Annotated in this window: 20 protein-coding genes and 1 riboswitch; of the genes, 14 read left to right on the forward strand and 6 right to left on the reverse strand. The window is 58.9% G+C overall.

What is annotated here, in order from left to right; genetic code table 11:
• Positions 1–56 precede the first annotated feature (56 nt).
• Positions 57–1,673 (forward strand): L-aspartate oxidase, encoded by a 1,617-nt coding sequence (nadB, locus tag EE949_RS17620; RefSeq protein WP_122665438.1) that lies wholly within the window; start codon positions 57–59, stop codon positions 1,671–1,673.
• Here nadB and EE949_RS17625 read toward each other — a convergent pair.
• Together EE949_RS17625 and EE949_RS17630 are read right to left on the reverse strand one after the other, a co-directional pair.
• Positions 1,642–2,112 carry a protein YgfX gene (locus EE949_RS17625; RefSeq protein WP_122665439.1) on the reverse strand — a complete coding sequence of 157 codons (471 nt, stop codon included), beginning with the start codon at positions 2,110–2,112 and terminating at the stop codon, positions 1,642–1,644. The two genes, nadB and EE949_RS17625, sit on opposite strands and share 32 nt — an antisense overlap.
• Positions 2,096–2,350 carry a succinate dehydrogenase assembly factor 2 gene (locus EE949_RS17630; protein WP_122665440.1) on the reverse strand — a complete coding sequence of 85 codons (255 nt, stop codon included), beginning with the start codon at positions 2,348–2,350 and terminating at the stop codon, positions 2,096–2,098. Before EE949_RS17630 ends, EE949_RS17625 begins: the two co-directional genes overlap by 17 nt.
• Positions 2,351–2,493: 143 nt before the next feature.
• On the opposite strand from EE949_RS17630, the gene EE949_RS17635 reads away from it, so the two are divergent.
• Positions 2,494–3,435 (forward strand): YgfZ/GcvT domain-containing protein, encoded by a 942-nt coding sequence (locus tag EE949_RS17635; RefSeq protein ID WP_122665441.1) that lies wholly within the window; start codon positions 2,494–2,496, stop codon positions 3,433–3,435.
• A 106-nt stretch (positions 3,436–3,541) separates the two neighbouring features.
• Entirely contained in the window at positions 3,542–4,363 is an 822-nt protein-coding gene (locus EE949_RS17640) for an HDOD domain-containing protein (protein WP_122665442.1), read from the forward strand.
• Between the two features lie 143 nt (positions 4,364–4,506).
• Here the strand turns inward: EE949_RS17640 and EE949_RS17645 are convergent, their stop codons facing one another.
• Entirely contained in the window at positions 4,507–5,895 is a 1,389-nt protein-coding gene (locus tag EE949_RS17645; protein WP_122665443.1) for a sensor histidine kinase, read from the reverse strand.
• A complete protein-coding gene (locus EE949_RS17650; RefSeq protein WP_027899765.1) occupies positions 5,882–6,559 on the reverse strand; it encodes a response regulator in 678 nt (225 codons plus the stop codon). Before EE949_RS17650 ends, EE949_RS17645 begins: the two co-directional genes overlap by 14 nt.
• A 432-nt stretch (positions 6,560–6,991) precedes the next feature.
• Here EE949_RS17650 and EE949_RS17660 point away from each other — a divergent pair, with 432 nt between their 5' ends.
• The 4 genes from EE949_RS17660 to EE949_RS17675 all read left to right on the forward strand — a co-directional run bounded on the left by EE949_RS17660 (position 6,992) and on the right by EE949_RS17675 (position 11,046).
• Positions 6,992–7,981: a Bug family tripartite tricarboxylate transporter substrate binding protein gene (locus EE949_RS17660; protein WP_162874477.1), complete on the forward strand. Its 990-nt coding sequence runs from the start codon at positions 6,992–6,994 to the stop codon at positions 7,979–7,981.
• A 61-nt stretch (positions 7,982–8,042) separates the two neighbouring features.
• Positions 8,043–8,501, forward strand: coding sequence for a tripartite tricarboxylate transporter TctB family protein (locus EE949_RS17665; protein WP_122665446.1), 459 nt, complete (start codon positions 8,043–8,045; stop codon positions 8,499–8,501).
• 3 nt (positions 8,502–8,504) lie between these two features.
• Positions 8,505–10,019, forward strand: coding sequence for a tripartite tricarboxylate transporter permease (locus EE949_RS17670; protein WP_087264701.1), 1,515 nt, complete (start codon positions 8,505–8,507; stop codon positions 10,017–10,019).
• Positions 10,012–11,046, forward strand: a complete 1,035-nt coding sequence (locus tag EE949_RS17675) for an AbrB family transcriptional regulator (protein WP_122665447.1) — start codon at positions 10,012–10,014, stop codon at positions 11,044–11,046. Before EE949_RS17670 ends, EE949_RS17675 begins: the two co-directional genes overlap by 8 nt.
• A gap of 94 nt (positions 11,047–11,140) precedes the next feature.
• On the opposite strand, the gene ung is transcribed toward EE949_RS17675, so the two are convergent.
• A complete protein-coding gene (gene ung / locus EE949_RS17680) occupies positions 11,141–11,833 on the reverse strand; it encodes a uracil-DNA glycosylase (RefSeq protein WP_122665448.1) in 693 nt (230 codons plus the stop codon).
• Positions 11,834–11,997: 164 nt separating this feature from the next.
• On the opposite strand from ung, the gene EE949_RS17685 reads away from it, so the two are divergent.
• The gene (locus tag EE949_RS17685; RefSeq protein WP_122665449.1) at positions 11,998–13,110 is read left to right on the forward strand and encodes an enoyl-CoA hydratase/isomerase family protein; all 1,113 of its coding nucleotides are present in this window, start codon (positions 11,998–12,000) and stop codon (positions 13,108–13,110) included.
• A gap of 503 nt (positions 13,111–13,613) precedes the next feature.
• Here EE949_RS17685 and EE949_RS17695 read toward each other — a convergent pair.
• Positions 13,614–14,033 (reverse strand): hypothetical protein, encoded by a 420-nt coding sequence (locus tag EE949_RS17695; protein ID WP_430735950.1) that lies wholly within the window; start codon positions 14,031–14,033, stop codon positions 13,614–13,616.
• Between the two features lie 384 nt (positions 14,034–14,417).
• Positions 14,418–14,519, forward strand: a riboswitch (guanidine-I (ykkC/yxkD leader).
• A 59-nt stretch (positions 14,520–14,578) separates the two neighbouring features.
• Between EE949_RS17695 and EE949_RS17700 the strand changes: the two genes are divergently transcribed.
• The 6 genes from EE949_RS17700 (at position 14,579) to uca (ending at position 22,549) form a co-directional block, all read left to right on the forward strand.
• Positions 14,579–15,649, forward strand: coding sequence for a putative urea ABC transporter substrate-binding protein (locus tag EE949_RS17700; protein ID WP_122665452.1), 1,071 nt, complete (start codon positions 14,579–14,581; stop codon positions 15,647–15,649).
• A gap of 27 nt (positions 15,650–15,676) precedes the next feature.
• Positions 15,677–16,492, forward strand: coding sequence for an ABC transporter permease (locus tag EE949_RS17705; RefSeq protein WP_122398367.1), 816 nt, complete (start codon positions 15,677–15,679; stop codon positions 16,490–16,492).
• Positions 16,489–17,253, forward strand: coding sequence for an ABC transporter ATP-binding protein (locus tag EE949_RS17710; protein ID WP_122665453.1), 765 nt, complete (start codon positions 16,489–16,491; stop codon positions 17,251–17,253). The genes EE949_RS17705 and EE949_RS17710 overlap by 4 nt, the downstream gene beginning before the upstream one ends.
• Before the next feature lie 12 nt (positions 17,254–17,265).
• Positions 17,266–17,991 (forward strand): urea amidolyase associated protein UAAP1, encoded by a 726-nt coding sequence (locus EE949_RS17715; protein ID WP_122665454.1) that lies wholly within the window; start codon positions 17,266–17,268, stop codon positions 17,989–17,991.
• 11 nt (positions 17,992–18,002) lie between these two features.
• Positions 18,003–18,623, forward strand: coding sequence for an urea amidolyase associated protein UAAP2 (locus EE949_RS17720; protein WP_122665455.1), 621 nt, complete (start codon positions 18,003–18,005; stop codon positions 18,621–18,623).
• Between the two features lie 251 nt (positions 18,624–18,874).
• Entirely contained in the window at positions 18,875–22,549 is a 3,675-nt protein-coding gene (gene uca / locus EE949_RS17725; protein ID WP_122665456.1) for an urea carboxylase, read from the forward strand.
• Positions 22,550–22,560 lie beyond the last annotated feature (11 nt).

Raw genomic sequence — 22,560 nt, forward strand, 5'->3', positions numbered from 1 at the left:
TATTGTGCCGCTACCCCCTTACTTATACTAGTGGCCGCAGCATGCGGAATTCATAGATGAGCCAACATTTTCAACACGACGTATTAGTGATTGGCAGCGGCGCGGCAGGGTTGAGCCTCGCACTGACACTGCCATCACACTTGCGGGTTGCTGTTTTGAGTAAAGGGGAGCTGGCCAATGGCTCCACATTCTGGGCTCAAGGCGGCGTCGCGGCGGTACTGGATGAAAGCGACACAGTGCAATCACACGTCGAAGATACGCTGAATGCGGGCGGCGGACTGTGCAACGAAAACGCCGTGCGCTTTACCGTCGAACATAGCCGCGAAGCCATTCAGTGGTTGATTGACCAAGGCGTGCCGTTTACCCGCGACGACCCGCCAGGTACCGAAGATGGCAGCTTTGAATTCCATCTGACCCGAGAAGGCGGCCACAGCCATCGACGCATCATCCATGCGGCAGATGCCACCGGCGCAGCTATTTTCAAGACCCTGCTCGCACAGGCCAGATTACGGCCAAATATTGAGTTGCTTGAGCAACGGGTCGCGATTGACCTGATTACCGAGCCCAGGCTCGGCCTCGACGGACAACGCTGCCTGGGTGCCTACGTACTCAATCGCAGCAGCGGCGAAGTCGACACCTACGGTGGACGCTTCACGGTCCTGGCTTCCGGCGGTGCAGCCAAGGTCTATCTCTACACCAGTAACCCGGACGGCGCCTGCGGTGATGGCATCGCCATGGCCTGGCGTTCCGGCTGCCGAGTTGCCAATCTGGAATTCAACCAGTTCCACCCTACGTGCCTGTATCACCCGCAAGCCAAAAGCTTTCTGGTGACTGAGGCGCTGCGCGGTGAAGGGGCCTACCTCAAACTGCCGAACGGCGAACGCTTCATGCAGCGCTTCGACCCCCGCGCCGAACTGGCTCCGCGTGACATCGTAGCCCGCGCCATCGACCATGAAATGAAGCGCCTGGGTATTGATTGCGTCTACCTGGACATCAGCCACAAACCTGAAGCCTTCATCAAAAGCCACTTCCCCACGGTCTATGAGCGCTGCCTGGAGTTTTCCATCGATATCACCCGCCAGCCGATCCCGGTGGTGCCAGCAGCGCATTACACCTGCGGCGGCGTGGTGGTCGATGAACGCGGGCGGACCGACGTGCCCGGGCTTTATGCGATTGGCGAAACCAGCTGTACAGGCTTGCATGGGGCGAACCGCATGGCCAGCAACTCCCTGCTGGAATGTTTCGTTTATGCCCGTTCGGCAGCTGCGGACATTCTCGAACAACTGCCGCAAACGCCCGAGACTGTTGCCTTGCCAAGCTGGGATGCCAGTCAGGTAACTGACTCAGATGAAGACGTGATCATCGCCCACAACTGGGACGAGCTCAGACGCTTCATGTGGGACTACGTGGGGATCGTGCGCACCAACAAGCGCCTGCAGCGTGCCCAGCACCGGGTACGGCTGCTGCTTGACGAGATTGATGAGTTCTACAGCAACTACAAAGTCAGCAGAGACCTGATCGAGCTGAGGAATCTTGCTCAAGTAGCGGAACTGATGATCAGATCTGCCATGGAGCGCAAAGAGTCGCGAGGCCTCCATTACACACTGGACTATCCGCGGACGCTGCCCGAAGCGCTCGATACTATTCTGGTGCCGCCCACCTACGTCGGCTGAACTTCAAGCGAAGACGCAGGCGCCGGTGGGTGTCCTGCGCCATGGCATCGCAAGGAATACAAATACCGCGTACCCCGTGCCATCTACCACCAGCCCCTTTACCCACAAGACGGAAGCGCAGCACGACAAACAGCGGCAGTGCCATGCTGTCCCGGCACAATTGCGCAGGCTGCCAGCCGTCCCGCTGACTCCACAGCTGCCAGCCCTCGGCATTGCGCCGCAGCCCGGTGAGCGCGGTGGGGCTTGAAAGCAGGATCGAGCCCGGTACAACCCAAAGGCAATGCGCCGTGCAAAGCGCGAGGCCAAGCAAAAATGCCCAACCAGGGACTGCGAGCATATAAAGAGCGATCAACGCCAGAAACTGAGCGATCCCGTACGCCACCAGCAACCCACGGGAGGTATGCCAATGGCATTCAAAATGATCACTTGGGCTGAACACGATCCAGAATCATGCGAACCATGCGCTGTAACTCTGCGTCTTCAGATTCGCCACGCTGCATGAACCAGCCGAACATGTCCTGATCTTCACAGGTCAGCAGGCGGCGATACAGGTCACGGTCTACATCATTGAGCGAGGGATAGACTTCCCGGACAAACGGTACCAACAGCACATCCAGTTCAAGCATGCCGCGGCGGCTGTGCCAGTAAAGGCGGTTGAGTTCGACGTCTTCGACCATGGAGCGCTCCTCAAAATAGGCGGCGAGTATACAGCCGCGAGGCGTATCAGCGAACCGCACAATAGTCGCAGTAGTTTTCATGTACCCATTATCCGGACTCGGCACTATCATGTGCCCCAGACTTTTTCCCGTTGCGATGACCCATGGCCGACTCAGCTTTCTACTGCCCGCTTTCCCATGAAGGTGTTCTCGCCGTCCGCGGCGTTGATGCCAGCAAATTCCTGCAGGGCCAATTGACCTGCAATCTCGATTACCTGAACGAAGCCAGGGCCAGCCTTGGCGCCCGTTGCACGCAAAAGGGCCGCATGCAATCGAGCTTCCGTATTCTTCTTGAAGGCGACGGCTGCGTGCTGGCGATGGCCAGCGAGCTGATCGAGGCACAGCTGGCCGATCTGAAGAAGTACGCCGTGTTCTCCAAATCAAAACTGACCGATGAAAGTGCCTCCTGGGTGCGTTTCGGCCTGCACAATGGAGACGGAGCCCTGGTAAACCTGGGCCTCGATCTACCACAGGACACCGATGCGGTTGTCCGCGCCAATGACCTCATCGCGGTCAGGGTCTCTCCCGCGCGAGCTGAGTTGTGGGTCCGCTCAGAGCATGCCGATGAAACTCAATCGCGTCTGGCTGCGCAGTTGAGTGAAGGCACGCTCAACGATTGGCAGTTAGGTCAGATTCGCGCAGGCATTGGCCAGGTATTCGGCACCACGCGCGAAGAGTTCATCCCGCAGATGATCAACCTGCAAGCCGTCGGCGGTGTCAGCTTCAAGAAAGGCTGCTACACAGGCCAAGAAATCGTGGCCCGCATGCAGTATCTCGGCAAGCTCAAACGTCGCCTCTATCGTCTGACACTGGCGGATCAAGAGCTTCCCGAGCCGGGCACGGCCTTGTTTTCCCCAGTGCATGCCAGTGCTGTAGGCAACGTTGTTCTGGCGGCAAAGGCTGGGCGCGGTAGTGAGTTGCTGGCCGTTCTGCAGGCCGACGCTGTGGAAAACGGCCAGATTCAGCTTGGTTCACCAGAAGGTCCGGCCCTGCAACTGGCTGACTTGCCCTATACGCTGGACAGCAAACTCGAAACACAGCGCTGATCCAGACGAACACCTTCACGCTGGAAATGTCTGCATATCTGTCCCGCCTCGTCACGCCCAGGGTGTGCCGAGGCGCGGGACTACCCAAACGCCCACGAGATGCGACATGAGCAAGATGGCTGAAGAGGTGCAAAGGAACTTGATCAAGGCAATCGATAGAGATGCCTTGTTCTTGCCTACCCTCCCTGAAGTAGCACTAAAGATTCGCCTCGCAGCCGAGAACACCGAAATCAGCGTTGCCGAGCTGAGTCGCGTGATTGGTAGCGATACCGCGCTTTCAGCACGCTTGATCAAGGTGGTGAACAGCCCCCTGCTGCGCCCCAACTTTGAGGTCAGCGACGTCAATACGGCGATCACCCGCCTGGGCGTCAACTACACCTGCAATCTTGCCATCGGGCTGGTGGTGGAACAGATGTTCCATGCCAAATCCGAAGTGGTAGAAAGCAAATTGCGCGAAATATGGAAACAAAGCCTGCAAGTCGCTGGCATCAGCTATGCACTCAGCTACCGGCGCTCGGAGCTCAAACCGGACAAGGCGACCCTGGCCGGGCTGATCCATTTGATTGGCGTGTTACCAATCCTGACCTACGCCGAAGATCACTTCGAGTTGCTATCGGATCCGGTCAGCCTCAACCATGTCATTGAGGCTATCCACCCGGTCATCGGTGAACGATTGTTGCGCTCCTGGGACTTCCCCGAACCTTTGGCGAGTGTGCCCAAGAGCTTCCAGGACTTCACTCGCGTATCGAAATCGGCGGATTACATCGACCTGGTTCAGATCGCGACGGTGCACATCTACCAAGGCACCGGGCATCCGTATAGCCAGATCGATATGAGCAGCCTCCCGGCATTCCATCAGTTGGGCCTGGACATGAGCGGCGGCCATTTGGGGGCCGAGATGGACGAAGCGAAGATGATGCTCTACTAGGGAGCAATTCGCACGACGGACGTGAACCCTGCTGGAGCGAATTCATTCGCGAAGAGGCCGGTACATTCCATAGGAATCTAACGGCCTTAATACTGCATTCGCGGATGAATTCACTCCCACACAGATCGCACATGCATCAAGGTCTATTGCGCTGCGATAAAACTCACCCGCACCTTCAACCCACCTGCAACACCATCATGGAGGCTGATCTGCGCCAGGTGTGCGCGGCATATTTCGCCGACTATCGCCAATCCCAGACCCGATCCCTTGCCCTGCTGACGACTGCGGTAGAAGCGCTCGAATACCCGGTTGCGCTCTGCCTCAGGAATGCCCGGACCATCGTCCTCAACTTCGAGAACACCCGGCGCACTGACGCGCAGGATTACGTTGCCGCCCGATGGGGTGTGCGCCAGCGCGTTATCGATAAGGTTGCTCAACAGCTCATTGAGCAATGTAGGCTCGCCCTGTAGCCAGACCGGCTCATCCGCTTCGAGCGCAAGGGAGACGCCGTGGGCATGCGCCAGCGGAGCCATCGCCATACCCAGCTCGCGGGCTAACTGACTCAAGTCCAGAGTCTGCGCCCCACCCTCGGCAATGGCCCGGGCACCGTTTTCAATACGGGCCAACGACAATAACTGGTTAGCCAGATGGGTCAGGCGATCAGTCCCCTGCGCCGCAGCCTCAAGCGTAGTGCGCCAATGAGCGGGCTCGGGATCGCGCAACCCCAACTCAACCCGGGCCTTGAGTGCTGCCAGTGGCGTGCGCAACTCATGAGCCGCATCGGCAATAAACTGTGCTTGCCGCTCGAACTGCTGCCGAAGACGCTCGGTAAAGTGATTCAGCGCGTTAACCAATGGGTGCAGCTCGTGCTGAACCTCGACCAGAGGCAAAGCCCGCAAATCATCCGGCTGCCGCGCTTCCACTTCGGCGCGCAAGCGTTCCAGAGGACGCAATGCCGCGCTGACTGTAAACCACACCAGCAACAATGCCCCCGCGCCCAACATGCCTAACCGCAGCAAGGTATCAGCCATCAAGCTGCGCGCCATGCTGACCCGAGCCTCTTCAGTCTCGGCGACGCGAATCTCGGCCATGCCGTTCATATTCGGTTCACTGACCGGTTTGAGCAGGCTCACCACACGCACCGATTGCCCTTGATAGCGCGCGGTATAAAAGCTGGCCAGCGCCGGGTAGTCATCCGTGCGCAGCGTGCCGGGGGGCGGGGGCGGCAGGTTTTCGTAGCCGGAGATCAGCTTTCGATTGATGTCATTGACCTGATAATAGATACGACCCGCACTGTCGTAAGCGAAGGTATCCAACGCGATGTAAGGCACATCGGCACTCAAGGTTCCATCACGCTGGGAGACCCCGGCAGCAATGGTTCGGGCCGAGGCCAACAAGGTTCGGTCGTATGCAATGTCAGCAGCTTCCCGACCATTCCAGTAAGCGCTGAGACCGCTTGCCAGCATCAATACCGTGAGCAATACACCCAGATTCCACAGTAACCGCCAACGCAGGCTGTTATGGCTGTTCATCACGGCTTTCCAGCAAATAGCCCAGACCGCGGAACGTCACGATCGCTACAGGATGCCCATCGAGCTTCTTGCGCAGTCGGTGCACATAGATTTCGATAGCATCAGCGCTGGCCTCTTCATCCAGACCAAAGACCTGAGAGGCCACTTGCTCCTTACTCATTACCCTGCCCGGCCGCGCTATCAATGCCTCTAGCACCGCCTGCTCCCTGGAGGTCAGGGTCAACAGTTCGTCGCCCAAAGTGAACCGCCGGGTATCCAGATCGTACGCCAGCACCCCACAACGCTGCTGCCGCTCGCCACCCAGCACACTGCGCCGCAGCAGCGCTTTGACTCGCGCTTCCAGCTCTGAAAGCTCGAAAGGTTTAGCCAGGTAATCGTCAGCCCCCAGATTAAGGCCATGAACGCGGTCCTTCACGTCACTGCGCGCCGTCAGCATCAGCACAGGCAGGTTCTTGCCCCGCCCGCGCAGCCGCGCCAGCACTTCAAAGCCATCCATGCGCGGCAAACCGACATCCAGGATGACGGCAGCATATTCTTCGCTGCTCAATGCCAGGTCAGCTGCAACACCATCGTGCAATACGTCGACGGTCAACCCGGCCCCCTTCAAGGCCTGGGCGACGCTTTCGGCTAATTGCAGATGATCCTCAACGAGAAGAACACGCATCGACTTCTCCTGATAGCGTGGCTTTTATGGAGACCGGAGTTTACAGGCGCGCCAGAGGCTGTGAAGCACTGAAACAAATCTAAACTCAATTTAGGTTGCCATTGAAAGGTAGCTGAAAGGTTTATGAAAGCTTCGCTGTTTAGCATCACGCAACTGCCGCTTTAGCGGACGTAAAGAAAAGCGCCGTGAGATGCGCTTTCACAATAAGAACAAGAACGGAGTCGACCATGACACAGCCAATGTCCAGGGCACCCTCGCCCGTCTGCAGAACCTATCTCTACGCTTTCAGTTGCACGCATTTCATTGCGGGCACACCTCCGTTTGCTTTCGATATTCATTCACTGCGATGAAGCACGTCCGGGCTGGCCTGTTTGTGGCCGCCCGTAAAACGAATCGAACACAGTTCTACATCCAAAAACAAAAATCTGGAGACTGACCATGACTTTATCCTTGCGTCGTGTCGCGCTGGCCGCGGGCTGCATGATGTTTGCCACGCAGCTGTTTGCGGCAGACGAACCCAAGCGCCCTGAATGTATCGCCCCGGCTTCGCCTGGTGGTGGCTTCGACCTGACCTGCAAACTGGTACAGAGCGCGCTGATCAACGAAAAAATCCTCACCAAACCGATGCGTGTGACTTACATGCCCGGCGGCGTTGGTGCTGTGGCTTACAACGCAGTGGTCGCTCAGCGCCCTGCCGATGCCGGCACGCTGGTCGCCTGGTCCAGTGGTTCGTTGCTGAACCTGGCGCAAGGCAAGTTTGGCCGTTTCGATGAGAACGCCGTGCGCTGGCTTGCTGCGGTGGGCACCAGCTATGGCGCAATCGCGGTGAAAAATGACTCGCCGTACAAAACCCTCGACGATCTGGTCAAGGCTCTTAAAGCCGACCCAAGCAAAGTCGTGATCGGTTCGGGCGGCACCGTGGGCAGCCAGGACTGGATGCAGACTGCGCTGATCGCCAAGGCAGCCGGTATCAACCCGCGCGACTTGCGTTATGTGGCACTCGAAGGCGGTGGTGAAATCGCAACCGCATTGCTCGGCGGCCACATTCAGGTGGGCAGTACCGACATCTCCGACTCGATGCCGCACATCCTCAGCGGCGACATGCGCCTGCTGGCCGTGTTCTCCGAGAACCGCCTGGACGAGCCGGAAATGAAAAACATTCCGACCGCCAAAGAACAAGGCTACGACATCGTCTGGCCAGTGGTTCGCGGCTTCTACCTCGGGCCAAAAGTCACCGACGCCGAATACGACTGGTGGAAAGCTGCGTTCGACAAGCTGCTGGCTTCGGAAGACTTCGCCAAACTGCGTGACCAGCGTGAACTGTTCCCGTTCGCCATGACCGGCGCAGAACTGGACACCTACGTGAAGAAACAGGTTGCTGACTACAAGACCCTGGCCAAGGAATTCGGCCTGATTCAGTGATCGATTGACTGACTAGTGGTTGCGTCTGCCTGCGCGGCAGCGCAACCCGGGAGTTTTCACCATGGTGATCCAACGTATTTTCGCCGCAGTGCTATTGCTGCTGTGTGCTGGCCTGGCAGTAATGGCCTGGCCCTATCAGGCGCCGTTTTCCTACGAACCGGTTGGCCCCCGGGCATTCCCCCTGCTGATGCTCGGGTTGATGAGCCTGGCTTTGATTTACATGCTGTTCCGCCCGGCGCCCATTGTTCATACCGAAGAAGAGCCTCCACTGGACCGTGAAACCATCATCAAGATCGTCGCGTGCGTCGTCTTGCTGCTGATCTTCGCCGGGACTTTCGAACCGCTGGGTTTCATCCTCAGCAGCATTCTGATTGGCATCCCCATGGCGCGCCTGTATGGCGGCCGTTGGGTGCCAAGCGTGATCGTGGTGATTCTGATGAGCGTCGGCCTTTACCTGCTTTTCGATAAAGCCATGGACGTTCCGTTGCCCCTGGGCCTGCTCGACGTTCTGGAGAACTAATCAATGGATACTTTCAGCTATCTGGGCCAGGGCTTCGGCGTTGCATTGACGCCGTATAACCTCATTACTGCATTGTGCGGAACGTTGATCGGCACTGTCGTCGGGCTGTTGCCGGGCCTGGGCCCGATCAACGGTGTCGCGCTGTTGATCCCGATTGCCTTCGCACTGGGCCTGCCGCCGGAGTCCGCGCTGATTCTATTGGCAGCGGTTTATCTGGGTTGTGAATACGGCGGTCGGATCAGTTCGATCCTGCTGAACATCCCGGGTGAAGCATCGACCGTCATGACCACCCTCGACGGCTACCCGATGGCACGTCAGGGCCTGGCAGGCGTTGCTCTGTCACTGTCAGCATGGAGTTCGTTCATCGGTGCCTTTATCGCTACCTGCGGCATGGTGCTATTCGCGCCGCTGTTGGCGAAGTGGGCGATAGCCTTCGGACCCGCGGAGTATTTCGTGCTGATGGTCTTTGCCATTGTCTGCCTGGGCGGTATGGCAGGTGATCGTCCCGTCAAAACGTTTATTGCGGCGTTGATCGGTTTGTTTCTGTCGGCAGTCGGTATCGACGCCAACAGCGGTGTTTATCGCTTTACCGGCGACAATATCCACCTCACTGACGGCATCCAGTTTGTGGTGTTGGTACTGGGCCTGTTCTCCATCAGCGAAATTCTGCTGTTGCTGGAAAAAACCCACCGTGGTCAGGAAGCCGTGCAGGCCACCGGGCGCATGCTGTTCAACCTCAAGGAAGCGGGCGCGGTGTTCGTGGTCAACATCCGTTGCGGCTTGCTGGGCTTCATCATGGGCGTATTGCCAGGTGCCGGAGCAACGCTGGCCAGCGCCGTGGCGTACATGACCGAGAAGCGCATGGCAGGTGCCAGCGGCAAATTCGGCCAGGGCGACATGCGCGGTCTGGCAGCACCGGAAACCGCGATTGGCGCTTCGGCTTGCGGCGCACTGGTGCCCATGCTGACGCTGGGCGTACCGGGTTCGGGTACCACGGCGGTGATGATCGGCGCGCTGTCGCTGTACAACATCACTCCAGGTCCGATGCTGTTCCAACAGCAGCCAGATATCGTCTGGGGCTTGATCGCTTCTTTGTTCATCGCCAACGTCATGCTGGTGATCCTCAACATCCCGATGATTCGTATCTTCACCCGCATCCTCAACGTGCCGAACTGGGCACTGGTGCCGGTAATCGCAATCATCACCGGGATTGGCGTCTACGCCGTCCACGCGACCACCTTTGACCTGTTCCTGATGGTCGGCATCGGTATCTTCGGTTACATCCTGCGCAAGCTGGACTTCCCGCTGTCGCCGATCCTGCTGGGTTTCATCCTGGGCGGTTTGATGGAGCAGAACCTGCGTCGTGCACTGTCGATTTCCAACGGTGCGATGGAGATTCTATGGTCTAGCCCGATCACCATCGGTGTCTGGGTGCTGACCATTTTCATGCTGCTGTTCCCGATCATTCGTATCTGGCGCAAGCGCTCTGCCCAACGCAGTGCTGCGACCAGTGTCTGATCGACCCCTCAAAAGCTGGTGGGCAACACCGCTGGTCGGTCTGGCTGGCGGCTACCTCGCCAGCCTGGTCGGCTGGCCTCTTCCCTGGATGGTCGGCTCCCTATTGGCGATCATCCTTGTTCGCTGCCTGACTCCCTGGCAACTGGCGGAAATACCCGGCGGCCGCAAATGCGGCCAATGGATTGTCGGCATCGGTATTGGCCTGCACTTCACCCCGGTGGTGATCGAGCAGGTCACCGCGCATTTCGGGCTGATTTTTCTCGCTGCACTGATCACCAGTATTTCCAGTGTGGTAGGCGTGTGGCTCATGCTTCGCACCGGAGAAGACCGCGCAACGGCGTTTTTCTCAAGCATGCCCGGAGGCTCGGGAGAGATGGTCAACCTCGGAGCACGCAATGGCGCCATCCTCAGTAGCGTTGCCGCAGGGCAAAGCCTGCGGGTGCTGATGGTGGTACTTTGCGTTCCGGCCATTTTCAAATACCTGATGGGCGAAGGCACGCCGATTGTCCACGCCGGGAGCGTTAACTGGCTGTGGCTGGCGGTATTGTTCCCGCTGGGTGCGGCGGTGGCCTGGCTCTGGCAACGGTTGAAGCAACCGAATCCCTGGCTGTTCGGGCCGTTACTGGTCAGTGCAGTGATCAGTGTCAGTTTTGATCTGCATATTGGCCTACCGGACGGCAGCAGCCAGACCGGTCAGTGGCTGATCGGCAGTGGGCTGGGTTGCCACTTCAATCGTCAGTTCTTTCGTCGCGCACCGTCTTTCATGATCAGGACGCTGCTCGGGACTGCGCTGACCATGTCCATCGCCGCCCTCGCCGCATTTGCTCTGAGCACCGCGACTCATCTGGATCTGCGCTCACTGACCCTGGGCATGATGCCTGGCGGCATTGCGGAAATGAGCCTGACAGCCGAAGTCCTGCAACTCTCCGTGCCCTTGGTGACTGCGATGCAGGTGATGAGGTTGTTGTTCGTACTGTTTCTGGCTGAGCCGATTTTTCGGTATTGGGATCGGCGAGCTGGAGATTAACGTTTTCTGTAGGAGCTGCCGAAGGCTGCGAAACGATTTCCATGTCACACCGCCTTCGCAGCCTTCGGCAGCTCCTACAAAAGATGAGATCTCATCAATCCTGCGGCAAACGCCACTCAATCGGCTCCATGCCATTCTGCTCAAGATACTTGTTCGCCCTGCTGAAATGCCCACAACCCAGAAAGCCTTTATAGGCTGACAACGGCGACGGATGCACCGAGGTCAGCACCAGGTGCTTGGTGGCATCCACCAGTTTCTGTTTGCTCTGCGCATGGGCGCCCCACAGCATGAACACCAGATGCGGCTGCTGGGCGCTGACCGTTTCAATCACCTTGTCAGTGAAATGTTGCCAGCCTTTGCCTGCATGGGAAGCTGCATTGGCACGCTCGACGGTCAGCGTAGTGTTAAGCATCAACACCCCTTGATCGGCCCAGGATTGCAAGTGACCGTGGCGAGGGATATCAATGTTCAGGTCGCGCTTCAACTCTTTATAGATGTTGACCAGCGAAGGGGGTGCAGGCACGCCCGGCTGGACCGAGAAGCACAAGCCGTGAGCCTGACCGGGGCCGTGATACGGATCCTGGCCCAGTATCACCACCTTGACCTTGTCCAGCGGCGTAGAATTCAATGCATTGAAGATCAGCGGCCCGGGCGGATAGATTTCCTTGCCTGCCGCGTGCTCCTGACGCAGGAATTCACGCAGTTGGGCCATGTAAGGCTTTTCGAATTCCTCACGCAGCGCCTGCTTCCAGCTAGGGTCAAGTTTGATACGGTCGTCGCTTGTCATGGTCACACCCTGAAATCAATGCGCGGACACTAGGAAAGCTGGCCGCCAATGTCAAATCAGCTCGTCGCCCCCAGCCTTTTCCTACACTGCACCTCATGCAACTTAACCCGACGCCGGGTAATCACACCTGTGTTGGACACCTGTATTGCCCTCGAGAGGTCACGATGAATCTGCAATTTGAAGAACTTCCGGCTCAGGATGGCGCACGCATCGGCATCGCCACTCTGGACGCCGAGCACTCTCTGAATGCGTTGTCACTGCCCATGATCCTCGCCCTGCAGGATCGTCTTGATACTTGGGCCAGCGACGAGAAAATCGTCTGCGTTCTGCTGCGCGGTAATGGCACAAAGGCCTTCTGTGTCGGTGGCGATGTGCGCTCATTGGTGGATCAATGCCGTGAACATCCTGGGGAAGTCCCGCCGCTGGCTGCCAGTTTCTTCGCCGCGGAGTATCGCCTCGACTACAGCTTGCACACCTATCCAAAACCACTGATCTGCTGGGGTCACGGCTACGTGCTCGGTGGCGGCATGGGCCTGCTGCAAGGGGCGAGCACGCGCATTGTGACACCCAGCAGTCGGCTGGCCATGCCGGAAATCAGCATCGGCCTGTTTCCAGACGTTGGCGCCAGTTGGTTCCTGTCACGCCTGCCCGGCAAGCTTGGGTTATTCCTTGGCCTGACCGGCGCTCACATCAACGCTCGCGACGCGCTCGATCTGTATCTGGCAGACCGCTTCATGCTTGATGAACAACAAGAGGACCTGATCGAAGGCCTGCAGCAATTGAACTGGCAGGAGCAAACGTCGATTCAGCTCAACAGCCTGCTCAAGGCCCTGCAACATGAAGCCATCAGCCAGTTGCCTGAGGCACAGTGGCTACCCCGCCGAGCGCAGATTGATGAACTGCTCGACGTCGGTAACCTGCCCTGCGCCTGGAACGCCATCAGCCATTTGCAACACAGCGACGACGCACTCATGGCCCGCGCCGCTAAAAACCTGACACAGGGCTGCCCGCTGACCGCGCATTTGGTGTGGGAACAAATCCAGCGCGCCCGCTACATGTCCTTGGCCGAGGTGCTGCAGATGGAATACGCCATCAGCCTGAACTGCTGCCGCCATCCGGAATTCAGCGAGGGCGTGCGTGCGCGGCTTATCGACAAGGACAACACGCCCCACTGGCATTGGCAGGACGTAGCGACGATTCCGTTGGCGGTGATTGATGCGCACTTCAGCAAGGCGTGGGAAGGACGGCATCCGTTGGCGGATTTGTCGGGGTACTAAGGCTCTTTCCTGACCGGATGCTCATCGCGGCTTGATTCGATCAGCTTATTCTTCAGAATACGAAAAATCGTGGAGCATTAGTGATGCCAGAAGACAAACCGTTCGCAGAGGCTGAGTCTGGAAAGCTCGCAGACCGTGAGGCATACCCCTTAGCTCGTACGCTATCTGTACGAGACCTTAAAGGGATTGTCCGCAAACCCACAGAGTCAGTGAGCTTGGCTAGTATGAAACCATTACGCCTGAGCGCAGACGCGAAAATCCCGAACGACAGGCTCTGAATCTTTAGAAGCTGCTATTGCGCAACAACCTGGCCGCATGGCGAGCTGATGTGAGACACAAATCCAGTGGGACCGGCTTTAGCCGGGAAGGCGGTATTTCTGACGCTCCATTTTCATTAACTGAACTGTCCTATTCCCGGCTAAAGCCGGTCCCACTGAATTGCATAGAATCTGTGGTGGGATATCACAAAAAAGGCGCCCCCTAGGAGCGCCGTTTCGATTCACCTACCGATGCCCGCCTCGACCATCGCCGCCTCGACCGCCTCGACCGTCACCACGTCCACCGCCTCTGCCGGGACCGCCGTGGCCTCTGCCATCACCATGACCATCGCCCCACGAAGGACCGGGTCGGCCTGGACGACCGTGATAGTCGTTACGCGGCGAATTGCGATAACCGGGATTACCGCGGTAGCGGTTATCGCCCCAACCGTAGCCCGGTGGCCGGCCTGGCTGGTAATAGCGCGGGACCGGTGGCGGCGCGTAGTAGCGTACCGGTGGTGGTGAGTAATAACGCACCGGCGGCGCAGAATAGTAGCGGGGCTGTGGCGCGACATAAATGCGCTGTTCCTGGTAGTAATTGGAACGGTAGCCATTGTCGTAGGAATAGATTTCGGTGGCGCCATAGGTGGTCGGCAGCGCCGTCACCCGGGACGAATAGTAGCCTGAGTCTGTGTAGCAACCGGCGAGACTCAGGGCCAGCAAAACGATGAGCAAGGTTCGTCGATACATGGCGGCCTCCTGGACCGCGATAGTGCACACACCAGCGACGCTGGTCGGCGCCCGTCCAAACAGCAACGGACGAAAAATAAGACATTAAAAAGACCGTCCAGTGCCCTGCGCCCCCCGTCACCTGACGAGCTGCCGCCCCATCACAGTGCACCCACGCACCATCGCACAGCAAAATCTGGCCATGAATGAGCATCCAGTATCGCTGCCAGTCACGGCATGCGGGCCTTCGCGCGACTTGGCACAACTCTCGCTTAACAAACCGTGTGCAGGAGTCAACTCAGGTTCGCGGCACCACAATTTGCAATAGCTGACTAGGGTTCCGGCTCGCTTCTGGCGAGTGGCTGGTCCGAGAGTCAGCGACCTCCAGTAGAGGTTACACGGCGGGATAAAAGCCCGGGAGACAGGACACCAGTGGTGTCGCGTTGCTCCTGATCGCCTTTCTTTCGCTACTGGAGGTAAACATGCAAAAGTCCCGTCTATTAGGTCTGCTCACCGCAGGCCTCATCGCTGCATCGATCCTCTCCCCGGCACACGCCGCCGTAAAAAAAGAATTCAACGTTTGCTGGACCATTTATGCCGGCTGGATGCCGTGGGAATACGCAGGCACCCAAGGCATCGTTGATAAATGGGCGAAGAAATACGACATCAAGATTGATGTTACCCAGCTCAACGACTACGTCGAATCCATCAACCAATACACCGCTGGCCAGTTCGATGGTTGCACCATGACCAACATGGACGCGCTAACGATCCCGGCTGCGGGCGGTGTGGAAAGCACCGCACTGGTGGTCAGCGACTTCTCCAATGGTAATGATGGCATCGTCCTCAAAGGGACCGGCAAGAAAGTTGCTGACCTCAAAGGCATGGACGTCAATCTGGTCGAACTTTCCGTCTCCCACTACTTGCTGGCCCGCGCGCTGGACAGCGTTGACCTTGCAGAAAAAGACCTGAAAGTCGTCAACACCTCCGACGCTGATATCTCCGCGGCTTTCAACACTGACGACGTGCAAGCCGTCACCACCTGGAACCCGATGCTGGCCGACATCAAAGCCAAGCCCGGCGTGACTGAAGTGTTCAACTCCAGCCAGATCCCTGGCGAGATCATGGACATGATGGTGGTCAACACCCAGACCCTGAAAGACAACCCGGCCCTGGGCAAAGCCCTTACCGGCGCATGGTTTGAAGTGGTCGCACTGATGAACGCGAAAAATGCCCAGAGCAAAGCCGCTCTTGAGCACATGGCCAAAGCTTCAGGCACCGATCTGGCCGGTTTCCAGGCACAGCTGGACACCACCAAGCTGTTCGCTACGCCCAAAGAAGCGCTTGAGTTCGCCACCAGCAAACAGCTGCCGGACACCATGCGCAAAGTCGCCAACTTCTCTTTCGAGCATGGCTTGCTCGGTGAAGGCGCCAAAGACTCCAGCGCTGTGGGCATGACCTTCGCCAATGGGGTGACCTCCGGCGACAAGGCCAACCAGAAGCTGCACTTCGATCCGAGCTATGTGCAGATGGCTGCCGACGGCAAGTTGTAATTCGCGTTCTGCTCAAAGGTCTTTGCCATGCGCTTGATAAATCGCCGCCCGGATCGCGCCAGCCGCTTGATTCTGGTGCTCCTGCCGTTCGCTTTGCTGCTGTTCGCCTATTTCACGGGCTCGGCAACACGGCTGACGGAAAATCCCAACGACAAGCTGTTGCCCAGCGCGGTACAGATGGCCGATGCGGTAAAACGCATGGCCTTCACCGAGGACCAACGCAGCGGCGGCTATCTGCTGTGGCAGGACACTGGTTCCAGCCTGCAGCGTCTGGGAATCGGCCTGGGCATCAGCGCGTTGCTGGGCCTGTGCCTGGGCATTGCCTCGGGGATCTTGCCGTTATTCGGCGCGCCGTTATCGCCGCTGCTGACGGTGCTGTCGATGGTGCCGCCGCTGGCGATTCTGCCGATCCTGTTCATTGTCTTCGGGTTAGGCGAACTGTCGAAAGTGATGCTGATCGTGATCGGTATCACGCCGATTCTGGCCCGCGATCTTGAGCAGCGCGCCCGGGAAATTCCCGTCGAGTTGCTGATCAAGGCGCAAACGTTGGGCGCATCAACCTGGACGCTGATCCTGCGGGTGATCCTGCCGCAGTTGCTGCCGCGTCTGCTGATTGCTCTGCGACTGGTGCTCGGCTCGGCCTGGTTGTTCCTGATTGCCGCTGAAGCCATCGCCTCCACCGACGGCCTTGGCTATCGGATCTTTCTGGTTCGGCGTTATCTGGCCATGGATGTGATTCTTCCCTATGTGGTCTGGATCACCCTGCTGGCCTGGCTCATGGATTGGGGCCTCAAGGCGCTGACCCGCAAAGCCTTCCCCTGGTATGAGGGGGCACGCGGATGAGCTTCATTTCAGTCAATAACGTCTGGCAGCAGTACGACGATCTGGTGGTGCTCGAAGGCCTGAATCTGAGCGTCGCCGAAGGCGAGTTCTGCACACTGGTGGGCGCTTCGGGCTGCGGCAAATCAACCTTTCTGCGCCTGCTATTGGGCCAGGAAGTGGCGAGCAAAGGCACGATCACACTGGGCGGCAAGGCACTGGCCAGCGAGCCGGATGCCAGTCGAGGCGTGGTGTTCCAGCGCTATTCGGTGTTCCCGCATCTTTCGGTGCTGGACAACGTAGCGCTGGGTCTTGAACTGCCTCGTTCGGCATTCCTTGGTCGGTTGTTTGGCACAGCCAAGCGGGAAGCTCGGGAACAGGCTGCGCAACTGCTGCACAAAGTCGGCCTCGGTCACGCGCTGGATAAATACCCCGCGCAGCTGTCTGGCGGCATGCAACAACGGCTGGCCATCGCTCAAGCGCTGATCATGAAACCTCGGGTGCTGCTGCTCGACGAGCCGTTCGGCGCCCTCGATCCCGGCATTCGCAAAGACATGCACGCGTTGTTGCTGGAGTTGTGGCGCGAGACCCGACTGACCGTATTCATGGTCACTCACGACCTGTCCGAAGGCTTCAACCTCGGCACCCGGCTGTTGGTATTCGACAAAGTGCGCATCGATCCGCACGCCCCCGGCGCTTACGGCGCGCGCATCACTTACGACATCCCCCTGAACAGCGACCGCCGCGCCGCACGCGCCGCGCTTGATTCGCTGCAACAGGCTTAAAGGACATTGCTCATGACCACATCAAGCACCTTATTCCCCGTATTCGCCGAAGAACTGCTACCCGGTGGCGGCCATCGTTCGTTCATCCTCAAGCGCGGTGAACTACTGCGCCTGACCGATTTGAATGGCAATGCCAACGTCAGCCTGACGATGCTCAACGCACACGAAAAAACCGAGCGGCTGAATCTGCCCGACAGCCTCAAGTGCCAACACACCGCCAAGCTCACCAGCGGTCACTGCCTGTATTCGGACATGGGCCGCGTACTGACGGCGATTACGGCTGACACCTGCGGCTGGAGCGACAGCATCGGCGGCGTGCTCTGCGCCGATGAAGTCGCGGAAAAATATGGCCAGGGTCGCTATCAGGAGCTGCGCAATGGCTTCTTCCGCAACGGCGTCGACAACCTGCTGGTCGAGCTGGGCAAGTGGGGTCTAGGGCTGTCCGACCTGCTGATGACCTTGAACCTGTTCAGCCGAGTGAGCGTTGACGACGCGGGCAAGCTGCACTTCGTGCCGAACAACTCCAAGGCCGGAGACTACATCGAGCTGTACGCACCAATGGACACGCTGGTGGTGCTCACCGCTCTGCAACACCCCATGGACCCGAACCCGGAATACGCGCCACAACCGGTCAAGCTGAGCTGGATGAAAGCCGACGCCAGCGTCGCCGAACACTGCCGCACGTCCCGCCCGGAAAACGAGCGCGGTTTCATCAACACCGACCGCCTGTTCGCCTGAGGAGCATTGTCATGAGTCTGCATACCAACATCCCGACCACCACTACTCACATCCCGGCAGGCGAGCCGTCGCTGACCGAACTCAAGGCCGGGCAAACCCTGCGCATCCTTGATCTGGAAGGCAACCAGGCAATCGATACGCTGTTCTTCAGCCTCGCCAACCCTCGTGAGCGTTATGACGTACAGCGCACATTGCGCCGTCAAGGCAGCGTTTATCTGACTACGGGCAGCGTGCTGTATTCCAACCTCGGCAAGCCGATGCTGACCATCGTCGATGACACCTGCGGTCGCCACGACACCCTCGGTGGTGCCTGCGCACAAGAGAGCAACACCGTGCGTTACGCTCTGGAAAAACGCCACATGCACAGCTGCCGCGATAACTACCTGCGGGCCTGTGCCCACGATGGTCGCCTGGGCAAAGGCGACATCGGGCCAAACATCAACTTCTTCATGAACGTGCCGGTCACGGCTGATGGGGGGCTGACCTTTGAAGACGGTATTTCCGCCCCCGGCAAGTACGTGGAATTGCGCGCCGAAATGGACGTGATCGTGCTGATCTCCAACTGCCCGCAATTGAACAACCCGTGCAATGGCTACAACCCGACACCGGCTGAATTGCACGTCTGGAATTGATTACACGGGGCTATGGGATTGCTTAGAACCTGTGGGAGCGGTGCTTGCCCGCGATAGGCTGGACGCGATCTAAAGGGAACCGCGTCCAGCCTATCGCGGGCAAGCACCGCTCCCACAAGGGCCGCATTGCAATTCAAGTATTGCAGCACCTGAACACACCACGACGGACGACCCTCGTGCAGACACATCAATAGCGGGACGGCCCGCTTCCCAGTTTGAGGTCGAGCTGATCGGCTTCCGGGGTTCAAGACATGTTCGAAAAACTGCTGATTGCCAACCGCGGCGCCATTGCCTGCCGCATCCTGCGCACCCTTCGTGCACTGCACGTCAAAGGCGTCGCGGTGTACTCCGAGGCTGACGCGGCCAGTCTGCACCTGCTGGAAGCCGATGAGGCCCACAGTCTGGGTGAAGGCGGCGCAGCCGGTACCTATCTGGCGGTGGACAAAATCCTCGCCATCGCCAAAACCAGCGGTGCGAAAGCCATCCATCCCGGTTACGGTTTTCTTTCGGAAAACGCGGCCTTTGCTCAGGCCTGTGAAGATGCAGGGATCGCCTTCGTGGGGCCAACGCCCGAGCAACTGCGCGTCTTCGGCCTCAAGCACACGGCACGTGCGCTGGCCAGGATGCACGGCGTGCCGATGCTCGAAGGCACCGAGCTACTCGACAGCGTCGAAGCCGCTCTGGGCGCGGCTGAAATCATCGGCTACCCGGTGATGCTGAAAAGCACCGCAGGCGGTGGCGGGATTGGCATGCGCGTTTGCCGCAGTGCCGCAGAACTGAGCGAATCCTTCGAGGCCGTAAAACGACTCGGGCAGAACAATTTCAGCGACTCCGGCGTATTCATCGAGAAATACATCCAGCGCGCCCGGCACCTTGAAGTGCAGGTGTTTGGTGATGGCCGTGGTGAAGTGCTGGCCCTTGGTGTACGCGATTGCTCGGTGCAACGGCGCAACCAGAAAGTCCTCGAAGAAACCCCCGCGCCAAACCTGCCCGACGGCATGGGTGAAGCGCTGTGCATGGCGGCGATCAAACTTGCCAAAGCCGTTAACTATCGCAGCGCAGGAACTGTGGAGTTTGTTTTCGACAGCGACGATCAGCGTTTTTACTTCCTCGAAGTGAACACCCGCCTGCAAGTCGAGCACGGCGTGACCGAGCAAGTCTGGGGTGTCGATCTGGTCAGCTGGATGGTGCAACTGGCAGCCGGTGATCTGCCGCCGTTGAGCGAGCTGCAAGCCGCGCTCAAGCCCAGCGGTCACGCCATACAGGCGCGTCTGTATGCGGAAGATCCGGGGCGGGATTTCCAGCCCTGTCCTGGCTTACTGACAGCGGTGAACTTCCCGGCTGTAGATGGCAAAAGCTTGCGCATCGATACCTGGGTAGAAGCCGGATGCGAGATTCCGCCGTTCTTCGACCCGATGATCGCCAAGGTGATCAGTTGGGCACCCAATCGCCAATTAGCCAGCGATGGACTGGCCAATGCATTGAGCGAAACCCGCCTGTATGGCGTGGAGACCAATCGCGACTACCTGCGGCAGATTATCGCCGACGTACCGTTCGCCAGCGGCCAGCCATGGACTCGCTGCCTGGAAGGTCTGGTCTATCAGGCCGATACCTTTGAAGTGCTCAGTGGCGGTACGCAAACCAGCGTGCAGGATTATCCGGGGCGTCTGGGTTACTGGGCAGTAGGCGTGCCGCCGTCCGGTCCGATGGACAGCCGTGCTTTGCGTTTGGGCAACAGTTTGCTGGGTAATGCCGAAGGTTGCGCGGCACTGGAAATCACCATGAGCGGCCCGTTACTGCGCTTCAATACCGATGCTGTGGTGGCGGTCACCGGCGCAGTTATTCCACTGACGATGGACGGTGAACCGCAGCCGCTGAATACGGCAGTGTTCGTGCCCGCTGGTTCACAACTGGCACTGGGCACGATTGCCGGAGCCGGGGCGCGCAGTTACCTGTGCGTGCGTGGTGGGCTGGATGTGCCGGATTATCTGGGCAGCAAAAGCACATTCACTCTCGGCCAGTTCGGCGGGCACGGCGGACGCGCTTTGCGGGCGGGTGACGTGCTGCATGTTTCGCCACTGGTTAATCGTAGCGCCGGGCAGCAAGTCGCTTCAGAGCAACTGGAAGACCTTGCTGAAGTGCGTCACATGCGAGTCATCTACGGCCCGCACGGCGCACCGGAATACTTCACTGAAAACTACATACAGACGTTCTTCGCCACGCAGTGGGAAGTGCACTTCAACTCCAGCCGCACCGGCGTGCGCCTGATCGGGCCGAAGCCGGAGTGGGTGCGGGCTGATGGTGGTGAAGCGGGCCTGCATCCGTCGAACATTCATGACAACCCGTATGCCATCGGCGCAGTGGATTTCACCGGTGATATGCCGGTGATCCTCGGCCCGGACGGTCCATCTCTGGGTGGCTTCGTCTGCCCGGTGACCATCATCGAGGCGGACCTGTGGCAACTGGGCCAGCTCAAGGCTGGGGACAAGGTGATGTTTGAAGCGGTGAGTATTGAACAGGCACGCCGCTTGTTCTCTGAAACCGCAAACCTCTGTAGGAGGATCGGGGTGGCGCTCCACATTGCTCGCGATGGCGGTATTTCAGACGCTGCAAATGTATCAGCTGTACCAGCCTCATCGCGAGCAAGCTCGCTTCTACAGGCTCCTTTCCAGCTCACCTCCCCTATCGTGCTCGACATTGGCGCAGACGACACTCGTTTGGTCGCCCGCCTCTCAGGCGACACGCACCTGTTGCTGGAAATCGGCGCACCGGAGCTGGATCTGGTCTTGCGCTTCCGCGGCCATGCCTTGATGCAGGCGCTGGAAGCCAAGCATCTGCAAGGCGTAATCGACCTGACGCCGGGCATTCGCTCACTGCAAGTGCATTACCAGCCGGAACGACTACCGCTGGCGCAACTGCTCGATATCGTCGCTGGTGAATGGGACGCGGTCTGCGCGACCAAGGACTTGCAAGTCCCTTCGCGCATCGTCCATCTGCCGTTGTCCTGGGATGATCCGGCCTGTCAGCTCGCCATCGAAAAATACATGACTACCGTGCGCAAGGACGCCCCTTGGTGCCCGAGCAATCTGGAGTTCATCCGGCGCATAAACGACCTGCCCAACCTCGACGAAGTGCAGCGCACCGTGTTCGAGGCCAGCTATCTGGTCATGGGCCTGGGCGATGTTTACCTCGGCGCTCCGGTTGCCACGCCACTGGATCCGCGCCACCGACTGGTCACCACCAAATACAACCCCGCCCGCACCTGGACTGCTGAGAACTCGGTGGGCATCGGCGGCGCGTACATGTGCGTGTACGGCATGGAGGGCCCCGGTGGTTATCAGTTTGTGGGGCGGACCTTGCAGATGTGGAATCGCTACCGCGAAGTTGCCGCGTTCGACGGCAAACCCTGGTTGCTGCGCTTCTTCGATCAGATCCGTTTCTACCCGGTCAGCGCAGACGAACTGCTGCGCATCCGTCGTGACTTCCCGCTAGGTCGCTATGACCTGGAGATCGAACACAGCACGCTGAACCTGGCCGATTATCAGGCGTTCCTGAATCGCGAAGCCGAGGGCATCGCCTCTTTCCGCAGCCAGCAACAAGCGGCATTCAACGCTGAACGTGAACGCTGGATTGCCAGCGGTCAGGCTAATTTCGAAAGCGATGAAGCCGTCGCCCCCCTGACTGAAGAAGCCCCGCTCAAGGCAGGAGAACACAGCGTCGACAGCCATATCGCTGGCAACCTCTGGCAGGTGCAGGTCGAGGTCGGCCAGCGTGTCGAGGCAGGTGAGGCATTGGTAATCCTAGAGTCGATGAAGATGGAAATTCCGCTGCTGGCGCCGACCTCAGGCGTGGTCCGCGAGGTGCGCGTTCAGCCAGGTTCGGCAGTCCGTGCAGGTCAGCGTGTCGTCGTACTGCAAGCCGACTGATCCTTTTACTT

The organism is Pseudomonas viridiflava, assembly GCF_900602065.1.
In the GTDB taxonomy this organism is placed as follows: domain Bacteria; phylum Pseudomonadota; class Gammaproteobacteria; order Pseudomonadales; family Pseudomonadaceae; genus Aquipseudomonas.